We start from the raw sequence: 18,864 nt of genomic DNA on the forward strand, positions 1-18,864 counted from the left end.
GGCCGCGCTCGGCGCCCGCCCGTTTCCGCGCCCGCGGCCGCGCCGCGGGCCCCGGGCGGCGCCGCGCGCCGCCCCGCCTTCCCCGCCGGGCCCCTCCGCGGCCCGGCCGCCGCCTCACTCGGCCGCCGCGGGCGCCGCGCGCAGCTCCTCGGCCGCCGCCAAGATCGCCTTCACGATGTTGTGATACCCCGTGCAGCGGCAGATGTTCCCCTCCAGATACGCCCGAACCTCCGCCTCGCTCGGCGACGGGTTCTCGCGCAGCAGCGCCGCCGCGCTCATCACCATCCCCGGCGTGCAGAAGCCGCACTGAAGCCCGTGATGCTCCTGGAACGCGCGCTGGATCGCCCCAAGCGAGCCGTCCGGCTCGGCCATCCCCTCGATCGTCGTCACCTCCGCCCCCTGCGCCTCGAGCGCAAGCATCGTGCACGACTTCACCGCCGAACCGTTCACATGCACCACGCACGCACCGCATTGCGACGTGTCGCACCCCACATGCGTCCCCGTCAGCGAAAGACCCTCGCGAAGAAACTCCACCAGAAGCGTCCGGTCCTCCACCTCGCCCGCAACCGCGCGCCCGTTCACCCGCATCGATACGATCGTCATGCATTTCCTCCCTGCGCCGCTGGGCGACGCGCCACTGCGGCGCGCGTCCCTGGCTTTCGGCGAGGATCGTAACGGACGGGCGCGCGCGGTCAATCGTTCGGAAGTCGCAAGCGCCTCAGTCGTCGCGCCCCGCCGCGCGCAGCCGGTAGGGCAGCACGTCGCGCAGGCCGGGGTCGATGCTCAGCGCCGCCTTGACCGGCGGGACCGAGCGCTGGTGGCAGTCGGCGCGCTCGCAGATGCGGCAGCTGACGCCGATGGGCTCGTAGGAGGCGGGATTGTCCACGTCCAGGTCGTCGGCGTAGACCAGCTGGGCAGCGTAGCGCGTCTCGCAGCCCAGGCCGATGGCGTAGCGCCGCGTGGGCCGGCGGAAGCCGCCGCCGGGCTTGGTCACGTCGCGCGCGAGGCAGATGTAGCGCGCGCCGTCGGGCGTCTCGGCCAGCTGGCGCAGGATGCGGCCGGGGGTCTCGAAGGCCTGGTGCACGTTCCACAGCGGGCAGGCGCCGCCATAGCGCGCGAATTGCAGCCGCGTGGCCGAGTGGCGCTTGGTGATGGTGCCGGCCTGGTCCACGCGCACGAAGAAGAAGGGCACGCCCTTGGCGCCGGGGCGCTGCAGGGTGGACAGGCGGTGGGCCACCTGCTCGATCGAGGCGCCGAAGGAATCGGCCAGGATCTCGAGATCATGGCGCGCGCGCGCCGCCGCCTCGAGAAAGCGCTGATAGGGCAGCAGCGCCGCGCCGGCGAAGTAGTTCGCCAGCCCGACGCGGCAGATGGCCCGCGCCTCGTCGGTGCGAAAGCCCGCCAGGTCGAGGGTGGCGTCGATCAGCTCGCCATGGGCGATGAGCGCCGCCTGATGGGCCAGCTGGAAGGCCTGCGTGGCGGGGGCGGCGCGCGCGGACAGGGTCAGCACGCCGTCGGCGAAGCGGCGCAGCGGCCCGTCGGGGTCGAGGCGCAGGGCGACGCCGCGCGCCTCGAGCCAGTCGGCGCCAGCCTTGAGCTTGTCGCGCCCCTCGAAGCCCGACTCCTGGGCGAAGCGCTCGGCGGCGCGGTCGACGGCGTCGATGTAGTTGTCGCAATAGTGGAAGAAGTCGCGCACCTCTTCCCAGGGCTGGGGGGCGAGGCTGTCGTCGGCGCGGTCGAGCGCCTCGTCCACCGAGGCCAGCCGCTCGCCCAGCTGGCGATAGGCGCGGTGAAGCGTCAGGAAGGCGCGCGCCAGCGCCGGCGCGTTGGCCGCGGCCAGGCGCAGATCGGCCAGCGGCGGCGCGTGGCCGGCGAAGACGGGGTCGGCCAGCGCCTCGCGCATGTCGGCGACCATGCGGTCGGTCTCGCCGACCGACAGGCGCGAGAGGTCGAAGTCGAACTGCTCGGCCAGCGCCAGGATCACCGCCGCCGAGATCGGGCGGTGGTTGTTCTCCATCTGGTTGAGGTAGCTGAGGGAAATGCCCAGCCGCTTTGCGAATTCCGCCTGGGTCAGACCGCGCGCGCGGCGCGTCTCGCGCAGCTGGGCGCCGGCGTAGAGCTTGTGGGTCATGGCGGGGCTTCCGGGGGCTGGTCCTTGGGGGCTGGGGGGCTGGGCGGTCGCTTCGGTCGGGGGCGGTTCGTTCCGGCGTGGGTCGGGGCGGGCCGCGTATTCGCAAATTCGCAATTCGCAAGCCGCAGCATTGATAGACTACGCAATTCCGCCGATCAATCGTTTCGCGGCCCCGGCGTCGGGGCTATGTTGCAGCGCAAATCATGCCCGGAACCCGCCGGCGCGGCCGGCGCACGCAGCTGTGGAGGCGTCCTGATGAAAGAAATCCTCGCGGAGCTCGAGGCCCGGCGCGAAATCGCCCGCAAGGGCGGCGGCGAGAAGCGCATCGCCGCCCAGCACGCCAAGGGCAAGCTGACCGCGCGCGAGCGCATCGAGGTGCTGCTCGACGAAGGCTCGTTCGAGGAATACGACACCTTCGTCGCCCATCGCTGCGCCGATTTCGGCATGCAGGAAAGCCGCCCCTACGGCGACGGCGTGGTCACGGGATGGGGCACGATCAACGGCCGCCTCGTCTACGTCTTCAGCCAGGACTTCACCGTCTTCGGCGGCTCGCTGTCCGAGACCCACGCGCAGAAGATCTGCAAGATCATGGACATGGCCATGCGCAACGGCGCGCCGGTGATCGGGCTGAACGACTCGGGCGGCGCCCGCATCCAGGAGGGCGTGGCCAGCCTGGCGGGCTATGCCGAGGTGTTCCAGCGCAACATCATGGCCTCGGGCGTGATCCCGCAGATCAGCGTCATCATGGGGCCCTGCGCGGGCGGGGCGGTGTATTCGCCGGCCATGACCGACTTCATCTTCATGGTGCGCGATTCGTCCTACATGTTCGTCACCGGCCCGGACGTGGTGAAGACCGTCACCAACGAGGTCGTCACCGCCGAGGAGCTGGGCGGCGCCAAGACGCACACCACGAAATCCTCGGTCGCCGACGCCGCCTTCGAGAACGACGTCGAGGCGCTGGCCGAGGTGCGCCGCCTGGTCGACTTCCTGCCGCTCTCGAACCGCGAGAAGCCGCCCGTGCGCCCCTATTACGACGACCCCGCGCGCATCGAGCCCAGCCTGGACACGCTGGTGCCCGAGAACCCGAACAAGCCCTACGACATGAAGGAGCTGATCGAGAAGGTCGCGGACGAGGGCGATTTCTTCGAGATCCAGAAGGATTTCGCCAAGAACATCATCACCGGCTTCATCCGCCTCGAGGGCTCGACCGTGGGCGTGGTCGCCAACCAGCCCATGGTGCTGGCCGGCTGCCTCGACATCGACTCGAGCCGCAAGGCGGCGCGCTTCGTGCGCTTTTGCGACGCGTTCGAGATCCCGATCCTGACCTTCGTGGACGTGCCCGGCTTCCTGCCCGGCACGGCGCAGGAATATGGCGGCGTCATCAAGCACGGCGCCAAGCTGCTCTTCGCCTATGGCGAGGCGACGGTGCCCAAGGTGACGGTCATCACCCGCAAGGCCTATGGCGGCGCGTATGACGTCATGGCCTCGAAGCATCTGCGCGGCGACGTCAACTACGCCTGGCCCACCGCCGAGATTGCCGTGATGGGCGCCAAGGGCGCGGTCGAGATCCTCTACCGCTCCGAGCTGGGCGACCCCGAGAAGATCGCCCGCCGCACGAAGGAATACGAGGACCGCTTCGCCAATCCCTTCGTCGCCGCCGAGCGCGGCTTCATCGACGAGGTCATCATGCCGCACTCGACCCGCCGGCGCGTGGCGCGGGCCTTCAAGGCGCTGCGGGGCAAGAAGCTCGAGAATCCGTGGAAGAAGCACGACAACATCCCGCTGTGAGGCGGGCCGCAGGAGGCGTTCGCATGACCGGCCGGACCGCCGCAGCCGCGCGGGGGGCGCGCCCATGACCCGCTGGCGCGACATGCACGCCGACGGCGCGGCGCTGCATGCGCCCGCCCGGGGCGCGCGCTTCGACGTGGCCGTGCACGCGGCCTGGGACGCGCGCGCGCCCGAGGGGATCGACCGCGCGCGCTTTCGCCGGGCGCTGGCGCGGCAGATCCGCCAGGACGCCTGGCGCGCGCTGCGCACGGTGCGCGGCTTCGTCCCGGCGGTCGAGGTCGCCTCGGACCATTCCAGCCCGGGGCGGGCGCGGGTGCTGGCGACGGCGGGCGGGCGGCTCGACTGCCGGCCCGCGCCGCGCGCGCTGATCGAGCATCGCCTGGCCGAGCTGCTGGCCGATCCGGCCAGCCGGCTGCGCTGGTCGCGCAACGCGGCGCGCGCCGCCGCCCGGCGCGGGGCCGATCCGCAGGAGGGTTCATGATGCGCAAGCACCGCGGCTTTCCGGGCCGTCTGCCCGGCACGGACATGCAGTTCACCATCCGCCGCGCCCAGCCCAACCCCACGCCGCTGCGCGCGCGCGAGCGCTACCGCGACCGCAAGCCCGAGGACCGGCGCGCCGACGCCGCCTTCCTGGCCTGCCTGATCGAGCATTTCGGCGACCAGCCCTTCGAGCGCGGCAATCTGGACGCGGGCCGGCTGAGCTGGCTTCTGGGGCGCGAGGTCAAGGCCGTCGAGCCCTTCGATCCCTGCTCCTACGAGCAGCTTCTGCGCGTGGACATGGACGAGGTGCGCCGCAGCTTCCCGGAGCTGGCGCCATGAGCGCGCGCGGCGTCCCGTCGCGGCCCGAGGCGCTGGAAAGGCGCCCTGCGAGCGCCATATTTTCGGGTCATGCTCAATCTTGGCGCGCGGCGTGGGCGCCGCGCGCGACGGAGAAGGCCCATGACGCGCAAGAAGCTCCAGCCCCCGGCCGATCCCTACCGGCTGATGCGGTTCGTCTTTCGCCATGCGCTGAACGGCGTGATGGCGGGCTGGGCGTTCCTGCTGGCGCTGCTGTGGCTGGACGTCGGCGGGCTTGGCGCGCGGGTGCATGGCGCGGCCGACGGCTGGATCGTGGTGCTGATGCTGGCGGGCGCGTTCGGGGTGACCTTCTCGATGGTGGGCATCGTCTGGGGCGTGCTGGTCATGCTGCCCGACGAGCCGGACTGAGCGCCGCAGGGCGACGCAGGGAGGCGGGATCATGGCGAACGGAACCATCGGCGATTTCGGCGGCGGGCGCGCGCTGCGCCGCGGCGCGGTCTGCGCCGCGCTGGCGCTGGCGCTGGCCGCGGCGGGCTGCGGGCGCAGCCAGAGCGAGCGCGCCGTCAGCGGCGGCGCGGTGGGCGCGGCGGTGGGCGCGGTCGGCTCGGCCGTGGTCGGGGGCTCGGTCCTCACCGGCGCGGTGGTGGGCGGCGCGGTCGGCGCCGCGACCGGCGTGCTCACCGATCCCGACGCGCTGGATCTGGAGCGCGCGCTCAAGCGCTGAGCGCGCGGCCCGCGGCGCGGGCGCGGCGGCGGCCGCATTCGTCAACCATCCATCCAATCACGCATCGAAGCGCGCTGGCGCGCGCGTGCGCCGCGCCTTCGGCCCCCGGCGGCCGAAGGGCGGGCGCGCGCGCGCCTGCGCATGGCCCCGGGGCGGGCTTGCGGCAAAGGAGACGGCATGTTCAAGAAGATCCTGATCGCGAACCGGGGCGAGATCGCCTGCCGGGTCATCAAGACCGCGCGCAAGATGGGCATCGCGACGGTGGCGGTGTATTCGGACGCGGACAAGGACGCGCTGCACGTGCGCATGGCCGACGAGGCGGTGCATATCGGCCCGCCGCCGGCCTCCGAATCCTACATCGTCATCGACAAGATCCTTGACGCGGTGCGCCGCACGGGCGCCCAGGCGGTGCATCCGGGCTACGGCTTCCTGTCCGAGAACAGCCGCTTCGCCAAGGCGCTCGAGGATGAGGGCGTGGTCTTCATCGGCCCGCCCGCCTCGGCCATCGAGGCGATGGGCGACAAGATCACCTCGAAGAAGCTGGCCGCCGAGGCCGGCGTCAGCACCGTGCCCGGCTACATGGGCCTGATCGCGGATGCGGACGAGGCGGTGCGCATCTCGGAACAGATCGGCTATCCGGTCATGATCAAGGCCAGCGCCGGCGGCGGCGGCAAGGGCATGCGCATCGCCTGGAACGCCGAGGAGGTGCGCGAGGGCTTCCAGTCCTCGAAGAACGAGGCCATGTCCAGCTTCGGCGACGACCGCATCTTCATCGAGAAGTTCGTCACCCAGCCGCGCCACATCGAGATCCAGGTGATGGGCGACAGGCACGGCAACGTCATTCACCTGAACGAGCGCGAATGCTCGATCCAGCGCCGCAACCAGAAGGTCATCGAAGAGGCGCCCAGCCCCTTCCTCGACCCCGAGACGCGCGCGGCCATGGGCGCGCAGGCGGTGGCGCTGGCCAAGGCGGTGAACTACTGCTCGGCCGGCACGGTCGAGTTCATCGTCGACGGCGACCGCAACTTCTACTTCCTCGAGATGAACACCCGCCTTCAGGTCGAGCATCCGGTGACCGAGCTCATCACCGGCCTCGACCTGGTCGAGCTGATGATCCGCGTCGCCGCCGGCGAGAAGCTGCCGCTGACGCAGGAGGATGTGGGCATCAACGGCTGGGCGATCGAGAGCCGCCTTTACGCCGAGGATCCCTACCGCAACTTCCTGCCCTCGATCGGGCGGCTGACGCGCTACCGCCCGCCGGCCGAGCGCAGCGGCCCCGACGGCGCCGTGCGCAACGACACGGGCGTCTACGAGGGCGGCGAGATCTCGATGCATTACGACCCCATGATCGCCAAGCTGTGCAGCTGGGGCCCGGACCGCGCGGCGGCGATCGAGGTCATGCGCAACGCGCTGGACGAGTTCGAGGTCGAGGGCATCGGCCACAACCTGCCCTTCTGCCAGGCGGTGATGGATCATCCGCGCTTCATCTCGGGCGACATCACCACCGCCTTCATCGCCGAGGAGTTCCCCGACGGCTTCCACGGCGTGACGCTGCCCGACGAGGAGCTGCGCCGCATCGCCGCCGGCGCGGCGGCGATGAAGACCGTCGCCGCGCGGCGCGAGGGGCGGATCTCGGGGGTGCTCTCGCCCCATGACCGGCGCGCGCCGCGCGACTGGGTGGTGAGCATCGGCGCGCGCGAATGGCGCGCCCATGTCTCGCCGCTGGCGCGCGGGCACATCATGACCGAAGAGGGCGAGGAGCTGGCCATCGCCCCCAAGGGCCGCGATCCGCGCAACCCCGACGTGCTGATCCACGGCTACGGCGCGGTGAAGGTGCGCTTCGAGGACGGAACCGAGGCGACGGTCGAGGGCGACTGGACCCCCGGCGACCGGCTGGCGCGCGCCACGATCGACGGCGCGCCGCTGGTGGCCAAGGTGGACATGCGCCCCGAGGGGTTCCGCATCCGCCGCCGCGGCGCGGATCTGGACGTGAAGGTGCGCGAGCCGCGCGTGGCCGAGCTGGCGCGGCTGATGCCCGAGAAGCTGCCGCCCGACACCTCGAAGCTGCTGCTGTGCCCGATGCCGGGGCTTGTCGTCTCGATCGCGGTCGAAGAGGGGCAGGAGGTGCAGGAGGGCCAGCCCCTGTGCACGGTCGAGGCCATGAAGATGGAGAACGTCCTGCGCGCCGAGCGCGCCGGGGTGGTGGCGCGCATCAACGTCGCCCCCGGCGCAAGCCTGGCGGTGGACGAGGTGATCATGGAGTTCGAATGATCCGCGCCGCGCCCGCCTTCGCCTTTCCCGGCCACGCGCCCGCCGCCGCCGCGGCGGGGCGCTCAGCCGCGGCCCATCTCCTGCAGGCGCCGCGGCAGGCGGTCGATCAGGCGCATCAGGTCGAAGGCGCTCATCACGTCCGGGTGGCGCTTGACCACCTCGCCGTCCTTGGACAGCACGATCACGGTGAAGCCGTGGGGGCGGAAGCGCCGACGCAGCGCCGAGGCCTGGTCGCGGCGCGCGGGCTTGCGGTCGTCGACGATCACGACCACGTCGCGCGCCTCGAGCTCGGCCTTCTCGCGCGCAAGCTCGGCCAGCTGGTGCGCCAGCCGCGGATCGCCCGGATCGTCGGCGAAGATGATGACGGGGCGCTTGACCCACAGGAGCGGGGCGAGCGGGTCCTCGTCCGCGCCCGCCTCGGGCGCGCCGCCGTTCTGCGCGCGCGACCGGCGCGACAGGACGAACGGCATGGCGAACAGGGCGAGGGCGCGCAGAATTCGGCGTCTTTGGTTCATGGCGCTCAATCTAACCCTTTCGCGCCCCGGCGCCATGGGGCATCGCGCGCGCGGCGCGTCTGAAGGAGACAGAGCATGACGAAACCCGATCTGAACGCCTGGCGCGAGCTGGCCCGCAAGGAGCTCAAGGGCCGCGATCCCGACGAGCTGATATGGCGCACGCCAGAGGGGATCGACGTCAAGCCGCTATACACCGAAGAGGATCTGGAGGGCGTCGAGCATCTGGGCTCGCTGCCCGGCTTCGAGCCCTTCGTGCGCGGCCCGCGCGCGACCATGTATGCCGGCCGGCCCTGGACCATCCGCCAATACGCCGGCTTCTCGACGGCCGAGGAATCGAACGCCTTCTACCGCCGCAACCTGGCGGCGGGGCAGAAGGGCCTGTCGGTCGCCTTCGACCTGGCCACCCATCGCGGCTATGACAGCGACCATCCGCGCGTGGTCGGCGACGTGGGCAAGGCGGGCGTGGCCATCGACTCGGTCGAGGACATGAAGATCCTGTTCGACGGCATCCCGCTCAAGGAGATGTCGGTGTCCATGACCATGAACGGCGCGGTGATCCCGATCATGGCCTGCTTCATCGTCGCCGGCGAGGAGCAGGGCGCCAGCCCGGCCGAGCTGTCGGGGACCATCCAGAACGACATCCTCAAGGAGTTCATGGTCCGCAACACCTACATCTACCCGCCCGAGCCGAGCATGCGCATCGTGGCCGACATCATCGAGTACACGGCGAAGAACATGCCGCGCTTCAACTCGATCTCGATCTCGGGCTACCACATGCAGGAGGCGGGCGCGACGCTGGTGCAGGAGCTGGCCTTCACCCTGGCCGACGGCAAGGAATACGTGAAGGCGGCGCTGGCCAAGGGCATGGACGTGGACGCCTTCGCCGGGCGGCTGAGCTTCTTCTTCGCCATCGGCATGAACTTCTTCATGGAGATCGCCAAGCTGCGCGCCGCGCGGCTTCTGTGGGCGCGGATCATGAAGGAGTTCGACCCCAAGAAGCCCCAGTCGCTGATGCTGCGCACCCACTGCCAGACCTCGGGCGTGTCGCTGCAGGAGCAGGACCCCTTCAACAACGTGGTGCGCACGGCCTACGAGGCGCTCTCGGCCGCGCTGGGGGGCACGCAGTCGCTGCACACCAACGCGCTGGACGAGGCGATCGCCCTGCCGACCGACTTCTCGGCCCGCATCGCGCGCAACACGCAGCTCATCCTTCAGGAAGAGACCGGCATCTGCAACGTGGTCGATCCGCTGGCCGGCTCGTATTACGTCGAGCGCCTGACCAAGGAGATGGCCGACGAGGCGTGGAAGCTGATCGAGGAGATCGACGCCATGGGCGGCATGACCCGCGCGGTCGAGTCGGGCATGCCCAAGCTGCGCATCGAAGAGGCCGCCGCCCGCCGCCAGGCCCGCGTGGACCGCGGCGAGGAGGTGATCGTCGGCGTCAACAAGTATCGCCCCGAGAAGGAGACCCCGATCGAGATCCTCGAGGTGGACAACGCCAAGGTGCGCGAGGCGCAGATCGCGCGGCTCGAGCGCATCCGCGCCACGCGCGATCAGGCGGCGGTGGACGCGGCGCTCGATCGGCTGACGCAGGTGGCGGCCTCGGGCGAGGGGAACCTGCTCGAGGCGGCGGTCGAGGCGGCGCGGGCCCGCGCCACGGTCGGAGAGATTTCCTACGCCATGGAAAAGGTGTTCGGTCGTCATCGCGCCGAGGTGCGCACGCTGTCGGGCGTCTACGGCGCCGCCTATGAGGGCGACGAGGATTTCGCCGCCATCCAGCGCGAGGTCGAGGCCTTCGCCGAGGAAGAGGGCCGGCGCCCGCGCATGCTGGTGGTCAAGATGGGGCAGGACGGGCACGACCGCGGCGCCAAGGTCATCGCCACCGCCTTCGCCGACATCGGCTTCGACGTCGATGTGGGGCCGCTGTTCCAGACGCCCGAAGAGGCGGCGCAGGACGCGGTGGACAACGACGTGCACGTGGTGGGTATCTCGAGCCAGGCGGCGGGGCACAAGACCCTGGCGCCCAGGCTGATCGAGGCGCTGCGCGAGAAGGGCGCCGAGGACATCATCGTCGTGTGCGGCGGCGTCATCCCGCAGCAGGATTACGACTTCCTGCGCAAGGCGGGGGTGAAGGCGATCTTCGGCCCGGGCACCAACATCCCCGAGGCCGCGCGCGGCGTGCTGCGGCTGATCCGCGAGGCGCGCGGCGCGGCGGGCTGAGCGCGCCGCCCCCGGCCCGCCGCCCTCGCCGCCGCGCGCCGGCGCGAAGGGCGGCCCCCTTCGCGCGGGGCCTGACGCGGGGTAAGAAGAAGACTCGCGGCGCGCCCGCCCCGGGCGGCGCAACATCGGGCGGAACAGGTGATGACGGACGAAAAGACGCAATCCAATCGCAAGGCGGCGCTGGACTATCACGCGCTGCCGCGCCCCGGAAAGCTCGAGGTGCGCGCCACCAAGCCGCTGGCCAACCAGCGCGACCTGTCGCGCGCCTACAGCCCCGGCGTGGCCGAGGCCTGCCGCGAGATCCAGGCCGACCCGGCCGCCGCCGCCCGCTACACGGCCCGCGGCAATCTGGTGGCGGTGGTCACCAACGGCTCGGCCGTTCTGGGGCTGGGCAACATCGGCCCCCTGGCCGCCAAGCCGGTGATGGAGGGCAAGGCGGTCCTGTTCAAGAAGTTCGCCGACATCGACTGCTTCGACATCGAGGTGAACGAAAGCGACCCGCAAAGGCTGGCGGAGATCGTGGCGGCGCTCGAGCCGACCTTCGGCGCGATCAATCTCGAGGACATCAAGGCCCCCGACTGCTTCGTCGTCGAGGCCGAGTGCCGCAAGCGCATGAACATTCCCGTCTTTCACGACGACCAGCACGGCACGGCGATCGTGGTGGCGGCGGCCGCGCTCAACGCGCTGCGCGTGGCGGGCAAGCGGATCGAGACGGCGCGCATCGTCTCGACCGGGGGCGGGGCGGCGGGCATCGCCTGCCTGAACCTTTTGGTCTCGCTGGGCGCGCGGCGCGAGAACATCTGGCTCTACGACCTGCACGGCCTGGTGCATGAGGGGCGCGAGGCCGACATGAACCCGCACAAGGCCGCCTATGCGCGCCCCGGCGGCCCGGTCGCGCTGGACGAGGCGATCCGCGGCGCCGACTTCTTCCTTGGCCTGTCCGCCCCGGGCGCCCTGCGCCCCGAGCATGTGGCGGCCATGGCCGAGCGGCCCATCGTCTTCGCCCTGGCCAATCCCGACCCCGAGATCGCGCCCGACGAGGCGCGCGCCGCGCGCCCCGACGTCATCATGGCCACGGGGCGCTCGGACCATCCGAACCAGGTCAACAACGTGCTGTGCTTTCCCTTCATCTTCCGCGGCGCGCTGGATGTGGGCGCGACCGAGATCAACGAGGAGATGAAGCTGGCCGCCGCGCGCGCCATCGCCGATCTGGCCACCCAGGCCAGCTCGGCCGAGGCCGCCGCCGCCTACAGCGGCGAGCGCATGGTCTTCGGCCCCGACTACCTGATCCCCAAGCCCTTCGATCCGCGCCTGCGCGCGGCGGTGGCGACGGCGGTGGCCGAGGCGGCCATGCGCACGAGCGTCGCCACGCGCCCCTTGCCCGACCTCGCCGCCTATCGCGAGGCGCAGGCGGGGGCGGTGTTCCGCTCGGCGCTGATCATGCGGCCGGTCTTCGACGCGGCGCGCAAGGCCGAGCGGCGCATCATCTTCGCCGAGGGCGAGGACGAGCGCGTCCTGCGCGCCGCGCACGCCATGCTCGAAGAGACCACCGACAAGCCGATCCTGATCGGCCGCCCCGAGGTGATCGAGACGCGGCTCGAGCGCTACGGGCTGCCGATCCGCCCGGACCGGGACTTCGAGATCGTCAATCCCGAAAGCGACAGCCGCTATCGCGACTACTGGACCACCTATCACGAGCTGATGGAGCGGCGCGGCGTCACGCCCGATCTGGCGCGCGCCATCATGCGCACCAACACCACCGCCATCGCCGCGGTGGCGGTGCATCGGGGCGACGCCGACAGCCTGATCTGCGGCACGTTCGGGCAGTATCTGTGGCACTTGAACTACGTTCGTCAAGTGCTTGCGCGAGATGGATTCCGGCCCGTCGGCGCGCTGTCCCTGATGCTGCTCGAGAAGGGGCCGGTCTTCATCGCCGACACCCAGGTGCACCCCGACCCCGAGGCCGAGGAGGTGGCCGAGATCGCCATCGCCGCGGCGCGACATGCGCGCCGCTTCGGCGTCACGCCCAAGGTGGCGCTGCTCAGCCACTCGCAGTTCGGCAATCTGGACACCGCCTCGGGGCGCAAGATGCGCGCGGCCATGGCGCTGCTGGACCAGCGCGAGCCCGATTTCGAATACGAGGGCGAGATGCACGCCGACACGGCGCTCGACCCCGAGCTGCGCGCGCGGCTTTTCCCGCGCTCGCGGCTGCAGGGCGAGGCCAATGTGCTGATCCTGCCCAATGCCGACAGCGCGTCTGGAATGCGCAACATTCTCAAGCAGTTGGGCGGCGCTCTTGAAGTCGGCCCGATCCTGATGGGAATGGGCAACCGGGCGCATATCGTCACGCCGTCGATCACGACGCGGGGGCTGTTGAACATCTCGGCGCTGGCCGGCGCGCCGGTGCAGAGCTACGCCTGAGCGCCTTGCGCCAGGTCAAGGCGGCGCGCGCCGCGCCGCCGCATCAAGCAGGGGGCGCCGTCCGCCCGGACGCGAGCGCCGGCCAAACGGGGGAGAGGGAGAATGGGCTACAAGGACGTCTACGAGGCATGGAAGGCCGACCCGGAGGGCTTCTGGATGAAGGCCGCCGAGTGCATCGACTGGATCGAGCCGCCGACCCGCGCGCTGGACGCCTCGCGCGCGCCGATCTACCGCTGGTTCCCCGACGCGGTGTGCAACACCTGCCACAACGCCGTCGATCGGCATGTCGAGGCGGGCCATGGCGACCGGCCGGCCATCATCCATGACAGCCCGATCACCGGCACGAAGCACGTCATCACCTATGCCGAGCTGCGCGAGCGCGTGGCCTCGCTGGCCGGGGCGCTGCGCGCGCGCGGCGTGGGCAAGGGCGACCGGGTGGTGATCTACATGCCCATGGTGCCCGAGGCGCTCGAGGCGATGCTGGCCTGCGCGCGGCTGGGGGCGATCCATTCGGTGGTGTTCGGCGGCTTCGCCGCGCACGAGCTGGCGGTGCGCATCGACGACGCGCGCCCCAAGGCGGTGATCGCGGCGTCCTGCGGGCTCGAGCCCGGGCGCGTGGTGCCCTACAAGCCGCTGCTCGACGCCGCCATCGAAGAGGCCGCGCACAAGCCCGAGTTCTGCGTGATCCTCCAGCGCGACCAGCAGCCCGCCGCGCTGATCGAGGGGCGCGATCTGGACTGGCACGCCTTCCAGGCCGGCGTCGAACCCGCCCCCTGCGAGCCCGTGCGCGGGACCGATCCGCTCTACATCCTCTACACCTCGGGCACCACCGGCCAGCCCAAGGGCGTGGTGCGCGACAATGCCGGGCACATGGTCGCGCTCAGCTGGTCGATGAAGAACATCTACAACGTCCAGCCCGGCGACGTGTTCTGGGCCGCCTCGGACGTCGGCTGGGTGGTGGGGCACAGCTACATCTGCTACGCGCCGCTGATCGAGGGCTGCACCACCATCGTCTTCGAGGGCAAGCCCGTGGGCACGCCCGACGCGGGCACGTTCTGGCGCGTGATCGCCGAGCACAAGGTGCGCTCGTTCTTCACCGCCCCGACCGCCATCCGCGCCGTCAAGCGCGAGGACCCGCACGGCGAGCTGGCCGAGCGATACGACCTGTCCTCGCTGCAGGCGCTGTTCCTGGCCGGCGAGCGCGCCGACCCCGACACCATCCGCTGGGCGCAGGAGCTCTTGGGCAAGCCGGTGATCGACCACTGGTGGCAGACCGAGACGGGCTGGGCCATCGCCGCCAACCCGCTGGGGATCGAGCTGCTGCCCATCAAGCCGGGCTCGCCCGCCGTGCCCATGCCCGGATACGACGTGCAGGCGCTGGACGAGGGCGGCCATCCGGTCAAGCCGGGCGAGCTGGGCGCCATCGCCATCCGCCTGCCGCTGCCGCCGGGCACGCTGCCGGGCCTGTGGAACGCCGAGGAGCGCTTCCGCAAGGCGTATCTCGAGCATTTCCCCGGCTATTACGAGACCGGCGACGCGGGCATGATCGACGAGGACGGCTACATCTACATCATGGCCCGCACCGACGACGTCATCAACGTGGCCGGCCATCGCCTGTCCACCGGCGCGATGGAAGAGGTGCTGGCCTCGCATCCCGACGTGGCCGAATGTGCGGTGATCGGCGTGGCGGACGAGCTCAAGGGCCAGGTTCCGGTCGGCTTCCTGGTGCTCAACGCCGGGGTCAACCGCCCGCATGAGGACATCGTGCGCGAGTGCGTGCAGCTGGTGCGCGAGCGCATCGGCCCCGTCGCCGCCTTCAAGCGCGCGCTGGTGGTCGATCGCCTGCCCAAGACGCGCTCGGGCAAGATCCTGCGCGCGACCATGGCCAAGATCGCCGACGGGGCGCCCTTCAAGACCCCGGCGACCATCGACGATCCGGCCATTCTGGACGAGATCCGCGCCGCGCTGGGACGCTGAGCCGCAGGGGCGCGCGCGGGGCGGGCCTTGCCCGCATTCGCGCGCGCGAATATGAGCGCCCGGGAACGCCGCGCGCACTCACGCGCGCCGCCGCCGGCGCGGGGCCGGGCGGGGGCGCTGGGCGTTCATGCTCGTCACGCCGACCGCCCTCGGGCGGCGGCCCGCGCAAGGAAAGCCGCCCATGCCCGCCTTCGCCGACGCCCGCCGCCGATCCTTTCCGCCCGTTCTGTTCCCGACCCTTCTGGGGCTCGTGGGAACGGGGCTGACGCTGCGCGCGGGGGCGCGCGTCCTGGGCCTGGCGCCGTGGATCGGCGAGCTGTGGCTGGGCGTGGCCAGCATGGCGCTGCTGCTGGCGGGGGCGCTCTATCTGGCGGCGCTGGCGCGGCGGCCGGCCCGCGCGCTCGAGGATCTTTCGCCGCCGCCCGCGCGCGGCGCGTTGGCGGCGCTGAGCATGGGGCTGATGCTGGTCGGCGCGGCGGCGGCGCCGGCGCTGCCGGGGGCGGCGGCGGCGCTGTGGGTCGGGGGCGCGGCGCTGCACTGGGTCTTCGCCGGCGCGACGCTGCATGTGCTGCTGTCCGCGCCGCCGCATCTGCGGCCCGTCACGCCGGCGCTCTACCTGCCTTTCGTCGGCCAGATCGTGGCGCCGATCGGGGGCGCGGCGCTGGGCTTCGGAACCGCCTCGGCGGTGCTCTACGGCTCGGCGCTGGCGGTGTGGGCGGCGCTGACGCCGCTCATGCTGGCATGGCTGCGCGGGGCGCTGGCGGGGGGCGGGCTTGCGCCGACGCTGCGGCCGGGCCTGGCGATCTTCGTCGCCCCGCCGGCGCTGGCGGCGATCTCGGGCGCGGCGCTGGGCGCGCCGTGGTCCGAGGCGCTGGTCCTGCCGGCCTGGGCGGCCGCCCTGGCGGTGGCGCTGGCGCTGGCGCCGCGGCTGGCCTGGCTGGCCGAGGGCGGCTGGTCGCCCGCCTGGGGCGCCTTCACCTTCCCGCTCGCGTCGCTGGCCGGGGCGACGATGCTGGGGGCCGAGCGCCTGCCGGGCGCCATCGGCGGCGCGGCGGGCGCGGCGGCCGGGCAGGGGGCCTGGTGGCTGGCCGCCTTGCTGACGGCGGCCGCCAGCGCGACGACGCTGCGCGTCGCGGCGGGGGCGGCGCTGGCGCTGCGCGACGGGCGCCTCAAGGGCTGAGCGCGCGCCTCCGCGCCCCGGCCGCCCCGGCGAGCGGCGCGATGCCCCCTTTTCAGCGCCGCCGCCGCGTGCGAAAGGAGGCTGCCAAACGAACCCCCTGCATCAGGAGACTTCCGATGGAGATTCGCGAGGCGCTCACCTTCGACGACGTTCTGCTTGTTCCCGGCGCCTCCGAGGTGCTGCCCTCGGACGCGGTGCTGCGCACGCGCATCACCAACGAGATCGAGCTGAACATCCCCCTCGTCAGCTCGGCCATGGACACCGTGACCGAAAGCGAGATGGCCATCGCCATGGCCCAGGCGGGGGGCATGGGCGTGATCCATCGCAATCTCGACATCGCCGAGCAGGCGCGCCAGGTGCGCCGCGTCAAGCGCTTCGAAAGCGGCGTCGTCTACAACCCGGTCACGCTGACCCCCGATCAGACCGTGGCCGACGCCCGCGCCCTGCAGGAGCGCTACAAGATCACCGGCTTTCCCGTCGTGGACGACGAGCGCAACGTGGTCGGCATCCTGACCAACCGCGACATGCGCTTCGCCCAGTCCGACGACGCGCCCGTGCGCGAGCTGATGACCGCCGAGAACCTGGCCATCCTGCGCGAGCCCGTCGACGTCGAGGAGGCCCGGCGCCTGATGCACCGGCGCCGCATCGAGAAGGTGCTGGTGGTCAACGCCGAAGGGCGCCTGGCGGGGCTGCTGACCATCAAGGATCTGGAAAAGGCGGTGCTGAACCCGCAGGCGTGCAAGGACGCGCTGGGGCGGCTGCGCGTGGCGGCGGCCACCACGGTGGGCGACGCGGGGTTCGAGCGCTCGCTGGCGCTGATCGACGCCGAGGTGGACCTGATCGTGATCGACACGGCGCATGGGCACTCGGCCTCGGTCGCGCGCGCGGTCGAGCGCATCAAGGCGCATGACTCGCGCGTGCAGGTGGCCGCGGGCAACGTGGCCACCGCCGAGGCCACGCGCGCGCTGATCGACGCGGGCGCGGACGCGGTCAAGGTCGGCATCGGGCCGGGCTCGATCTGCACCACGCGCATCGTCGCGGGGGTGGGCGTGCCGCAGCTGACCGCGATCATGGACTGCGCCGAGGCCGCCAGCCGCGCGGGCGTGCCGATCATCGCCGACGGGGGCATCAAGTTCTCGGGCGATCTGGCCAAGGCCATCGCGGCGGGCGCCAGCTGCGCCATGATCGGCTCGATGCTGGCCGGAACGGACGAGGCGCCGGGCGAGCTGATCCTTTACCAGGGCCGCAGCTACAAGGCCTATCGCGGCATGGGGTCGGTGGGCGCCATGGCGCGCGGCTCGGCCGACCGCTATTTCCAGAAAGAGGCCGCGACCGACAAGCTGGTGCCCGAGGGCATCGAGGGCCAGGTGCCCTACAAGGGCGCCGTCTCGGGGGTGCTGCACCAGCTGACGGGCGGGCTGCGCGCGGCCATGGGCTACACCGGCAACCGCACCATCGACGAGATGCGCAGCGGCTGCCGCTTCGTGCGCATCACGAATGCGGGCCTGAACGAAAGCCACGTCCACGACGTGCAGATCGTGCGCGAGGCGCCCAACTACCGCATCGGCTGAGGCGGGCCCGCGGCGGCGGGCTTGAGGCGCCGCCGCCGCCATGGCAAGACGGCGGGGTTTCCAACATCAGGAGCCCCGACGCCATGACCGACACCGCCGACGCGCCCGCCGCCTATGTTCCGCCCCGTGTCTGGACCTGGGACAAGGAAAGCGGCGGCCGCTTCGCCAGCATCAACCGCCCCGTCGCCGGCCCCACCCACGAGGCCGAGCTGCCCGTCGGGCGCCATCCGCTGCAGCTCTACTCGCTGGCCACGCCGAACGGCGTGAAGGTCACCATCATGCTCGAAGAGCTGCTGGCCCTGGGGCGCGAGGGCGCGGAATACGACGCCTGGCTGATCCGCATCAACGAGGGCGACCAGTTCTCGTCCGGCTTCGTGCGCATCAATCCGAACTCGAAGATCCCCGCGCTTGTCGACCGCTCCGAGCCCGAGCCGCTGCGCGTGTTCGAATCGGGCTCGATCCTGCTCTACCTGGCCGAGAAGTTCGGCGCCTTCCTGCCGACCGATCGCGCCGGGCGGACCGAGACGCTCAACTGGCTGTTCTGGCAGATGGGCTCGGCGCCCTATCTGGGCGGCGGCTTCGGGCATTTCTACGCCTATGCGCCCGAGAAGATGGAATACCCGATCAACCGCTTCGCGATGGAGGTCAAGCGCCAGCTCGACGTGCTCGACCGCCAGCTGGCCGAGCGGCCCTACATCGCCGGGCAGGACTACACCATCGCCGACATCGCCATCTGGCCCTGGTATGGCGCGCTGGCGCTGGGCCGGCTTTACGAGGCGGCCGAGTTCCTGTCGGTGCATGAATACGAGAACGTGCAGCGCTGGGCGCGCGAGATCAACGAGCGCCCGGCCGTCAAGCGCGGCGTCCTGGTCAATCGCGTCTGGGGCGACGAGGCGAACCAGCTGCCCGAGCGCCACGACGCGGCCGACATCGACGCCGCGCTCGCCCGCATCGCGGCCGCGCGCGGCTGAGCCGCGCCGCCGGGCCTGCGCGATGACGCCGGCGGGATGTTGTCCCGCCGGCGCGTTTGTTTCAGTTTGCGTTTTTCACGGCGCGTCTGGTGAGGACGGCGGCGAGGTGGGCGCGGTATGCCGCGGTTCCGTGGATGTCCTCGATCATGCCGTCCGGGCTGAGGGCGAGGCCCTCGAGGGCCTCGGGGGCGAAGCTGGCGCTCAGGGCCTGTTCGGCCTCGGTCCAGCGGAAGACGCCGTTTTCGGACGCGCCGGTGACGGCGACGCGGACATGGTCGTCGTAGCGGGCGACGAAGA

The 18,864-nt window shown here is 71.6% G+C and carries 15 protein-coding genes and 1 pseudogene; 12 read left to right on the forward strand and 4 right to left on the reverse strand.

Annotation, left to right across the window (positions count from 1 at the left end; genetic code table 11):
- Nucleotides 1-114: 114 nt before the first annotated feature.
- Both LY05_RS14555 and LY05_RS14560 read right to left on the reverse strand, forming a co-directional pair.
- Complete coding sequence (locus tag LY05_RS14555; protein ID WP_148923641.1) at nt 115-603, reverse strand: (2Fe-2S)-binding protein; 489 nt, start codon at nt 601-603, stop codon at nt 115-117.
- 115 nt (nt 604-718) lie between these two features.
- Complete coding sequence (locus tag LY05_RS14560; RefSeq protein ID WP_148923642.1) at nt 719-2,131, reverse strand: helix-turn-helix domain-containing protein; 1,413 nt, start codon at nt 2,129-2,131, stop codon at nt 719-721.
- 255 nt (nt 2,132-2,386) lie between these two features.
- Between LY05_RS14560 and LY05_RS14565 the strand changes: the two genes are divergently transcribed.
- The 6 genes from LY05_RS14565 to LY05_RS14590 all read left to right on the forward strand — a co-directional run bounded on the left by LY05_RS14565 (nt 2,387) and on the right by LY05_RS14590 (nt 7,712).
- Entirely contained in the window at nt 2,387-3,919 is a 1,533-nt protein-coding gene (locus tag LY05_RS14565) for an acyl-CoA carboxylase subunit beta (protein WP_148923643.1), read from the forward strand.
- Nucleotides 3,920-3,983: 64 nt separating this feature from the next.
- A complete protein-coding gene (locus tag LY05_RS14570; protein WP_148923644.1) occupies nt 3,984-4,400 on the forward strand; it encodes a hypothetical protein in 417 nt (138 codons plus the stop codon).
- Nucleotides 4,400-4,738: a hypothetical protein gene (locus tag LY05_RS14575; protein WP_072748488.1), complete on the forward strand. Its 339-nt coding sequence runs from the start codon at nt 4,400-4,402 to the stop codon at nt 4,736-4,738. The genes LY05_RS14570 and LY05_RS14575 overlap by 1 nt, the downstream gene beginning before the upstream one ends.
- Before the next feature lie 120 nt (nt 4,739-4,858).
- The gene (locus tag LY05_RS14580; protein ID WP_072748478.1) at nt 4,859-5,125 is read left to right on the forward strand and encodes a hypothetical protein; all 267 of its coding nucleotides are present in this window, start codon (nt 4,859-4,861) and stop codon (nt 5,123-5,125) included.
- 31 nt (nt 5,126-5,156) lie between these two features.
- The gene (locus LY05_RS14585; RefSeq protein WP_211356338.1) at nt 5,157-5,441 is read left to right on the forward strand and encodes a YMGG-like glycine zipper-containing protein; all 285 of its coding nucleotides are present in this window, start codon (nt 5,157-5,159) and stop codon (nt 5,439-5,441) included.
- A 177-nt stretch (nt 5,442-5,618) separates the two neighbouring features.
- Nucleotides 5,619-7,712 (forward strand): acetyl-CoA carboxylase biotin carboxylase subunit, encoded by a 2,094-nt coding sequence (locus LY05_RS14590; protein WP_148923645.1) that lies wholly within the window; start codon nt 5,619-5,621, stop codon nt 7,710-7,712.
- A gap of 62 nt (nt 7,713-7,774) precedes the next feature.
- Here LY05_RS14590 and LY05_RS14595 read toward each other — a convergent pair whose 3' ends face one another.
- Nucleotides 7,775-8,227 (reverse strand): DUF4174 domain-containing protein, encoded by a 453-nt coding sequence (locus tag LY05_RS14595; protein ID WP_170259024.1) that lies wholly within the window; start codon nt 8,225-8,227, stop codon nt 7,775-7,777.
- Between the two features lie 75 nt (nt 8,228-8,302).
- Between LY05_RS14595 and scpA the strand changes: the two genes are divergently transcribed.
- The 6 genes from scpA to yghU all read left to right on the forward strand — a co-directional run bounded on the left by scpA (nt 8,303) and on the right by yghU (nt 18,567).
- Complete coding sequence (scpA, locus tag LY05_RS14600; RefSeq protein WP_148923647.1) at nt 8,303-10,447, forward strand: methylmalonyl-CoA mutase; 2,145 nt, start codon at nt 8,303-8,305, stop codon at nt 10,445-10,447.
- 141 nt (nt 10,448-10,588) lie between these two features.
- Nucleotides 10,589-12,868, forward strand: coding sequence for an NADP-dependent malic enzyme (locus LY05_RS14605; protein ID WP_148923648.1), 2,280 nt, complete (start codon nt 10,589-10,591; stop codon nt 12,866-12,868).
- A gap of 102 nt (nt 12,869-12,970) precedes the next feature.
- Complete coding sequence (locus LY05_RS14610; protein ID WP_148923649.1) at nt 12,971-14,845, forward strand: propionyl-CoA synthetase; 1,875 nt, start codon at nt 12,971-12,973, stop codon at nt 14,843-14,845.
- A 181-nt stretch (nt 14,846-15,026) separates the two neighbouring features.
- Nucleotides 15,027-16,025 (forward strand): TDT family transporter, encoded by a 999-nt coding sequence (locus tag LY05_RS14615; protein ID WP_170259025.1) that lies wholly within the window; start codon nt 15,027-15,029, stop codon nt 16,023-16,025.
- A 116-nt stretch (nt 16,026-16,141) separates the two neighbouring features.
- The gene (guaB, locus tag LY05_RS14620) at nt 16,142-17,596 is read left to right on the forward strand and encodes an IMP dehydrogenase (RefSeq protein WP_148923651.1); all 1,455 of its coding nucleotides are present in this window, start codon (nt 16,142-16,144) and stop codon (nt 17,594-17,596) included.
- A gap of 83 nt (nt 17,597-17,679) precedes the next feature.
- Complete coding sequence (yghU, locus tag LY05_RS14625) at nt 17,680-18,567, forward strand: glutathione-dependent disulfide-bond oxidoreductase (protein ID WP_148923652.1); 888 nt, start codon at nt 17,680-17,682, stop codon at nt 18,565-18,567.
- Nucleotides 18,568-18,628: 61 nt separating this feature from the next.
- On the opposite strand, the pseudogene LY05_RS14630 reads toward yghU, so the two are convergent.
- Nucleotides 18,629-18,864: pseudogene (locus LY05_RS14630) on the reverse strand (FAD binding domain-containing protein); the annotation flags it as partial.

Origin of the sequence: Oceanicella actignis, from assembly GCF_008124525.1 — a bacterium.
In the GTDB taxonomy this organism is placed as follows: domain Bacteria; phylum Pseudomonadota; class Alphaproteobacteria; order Rhodobacterales; family Rhodobacteraceae; genus Oceanicella; species Oceanicella actignis.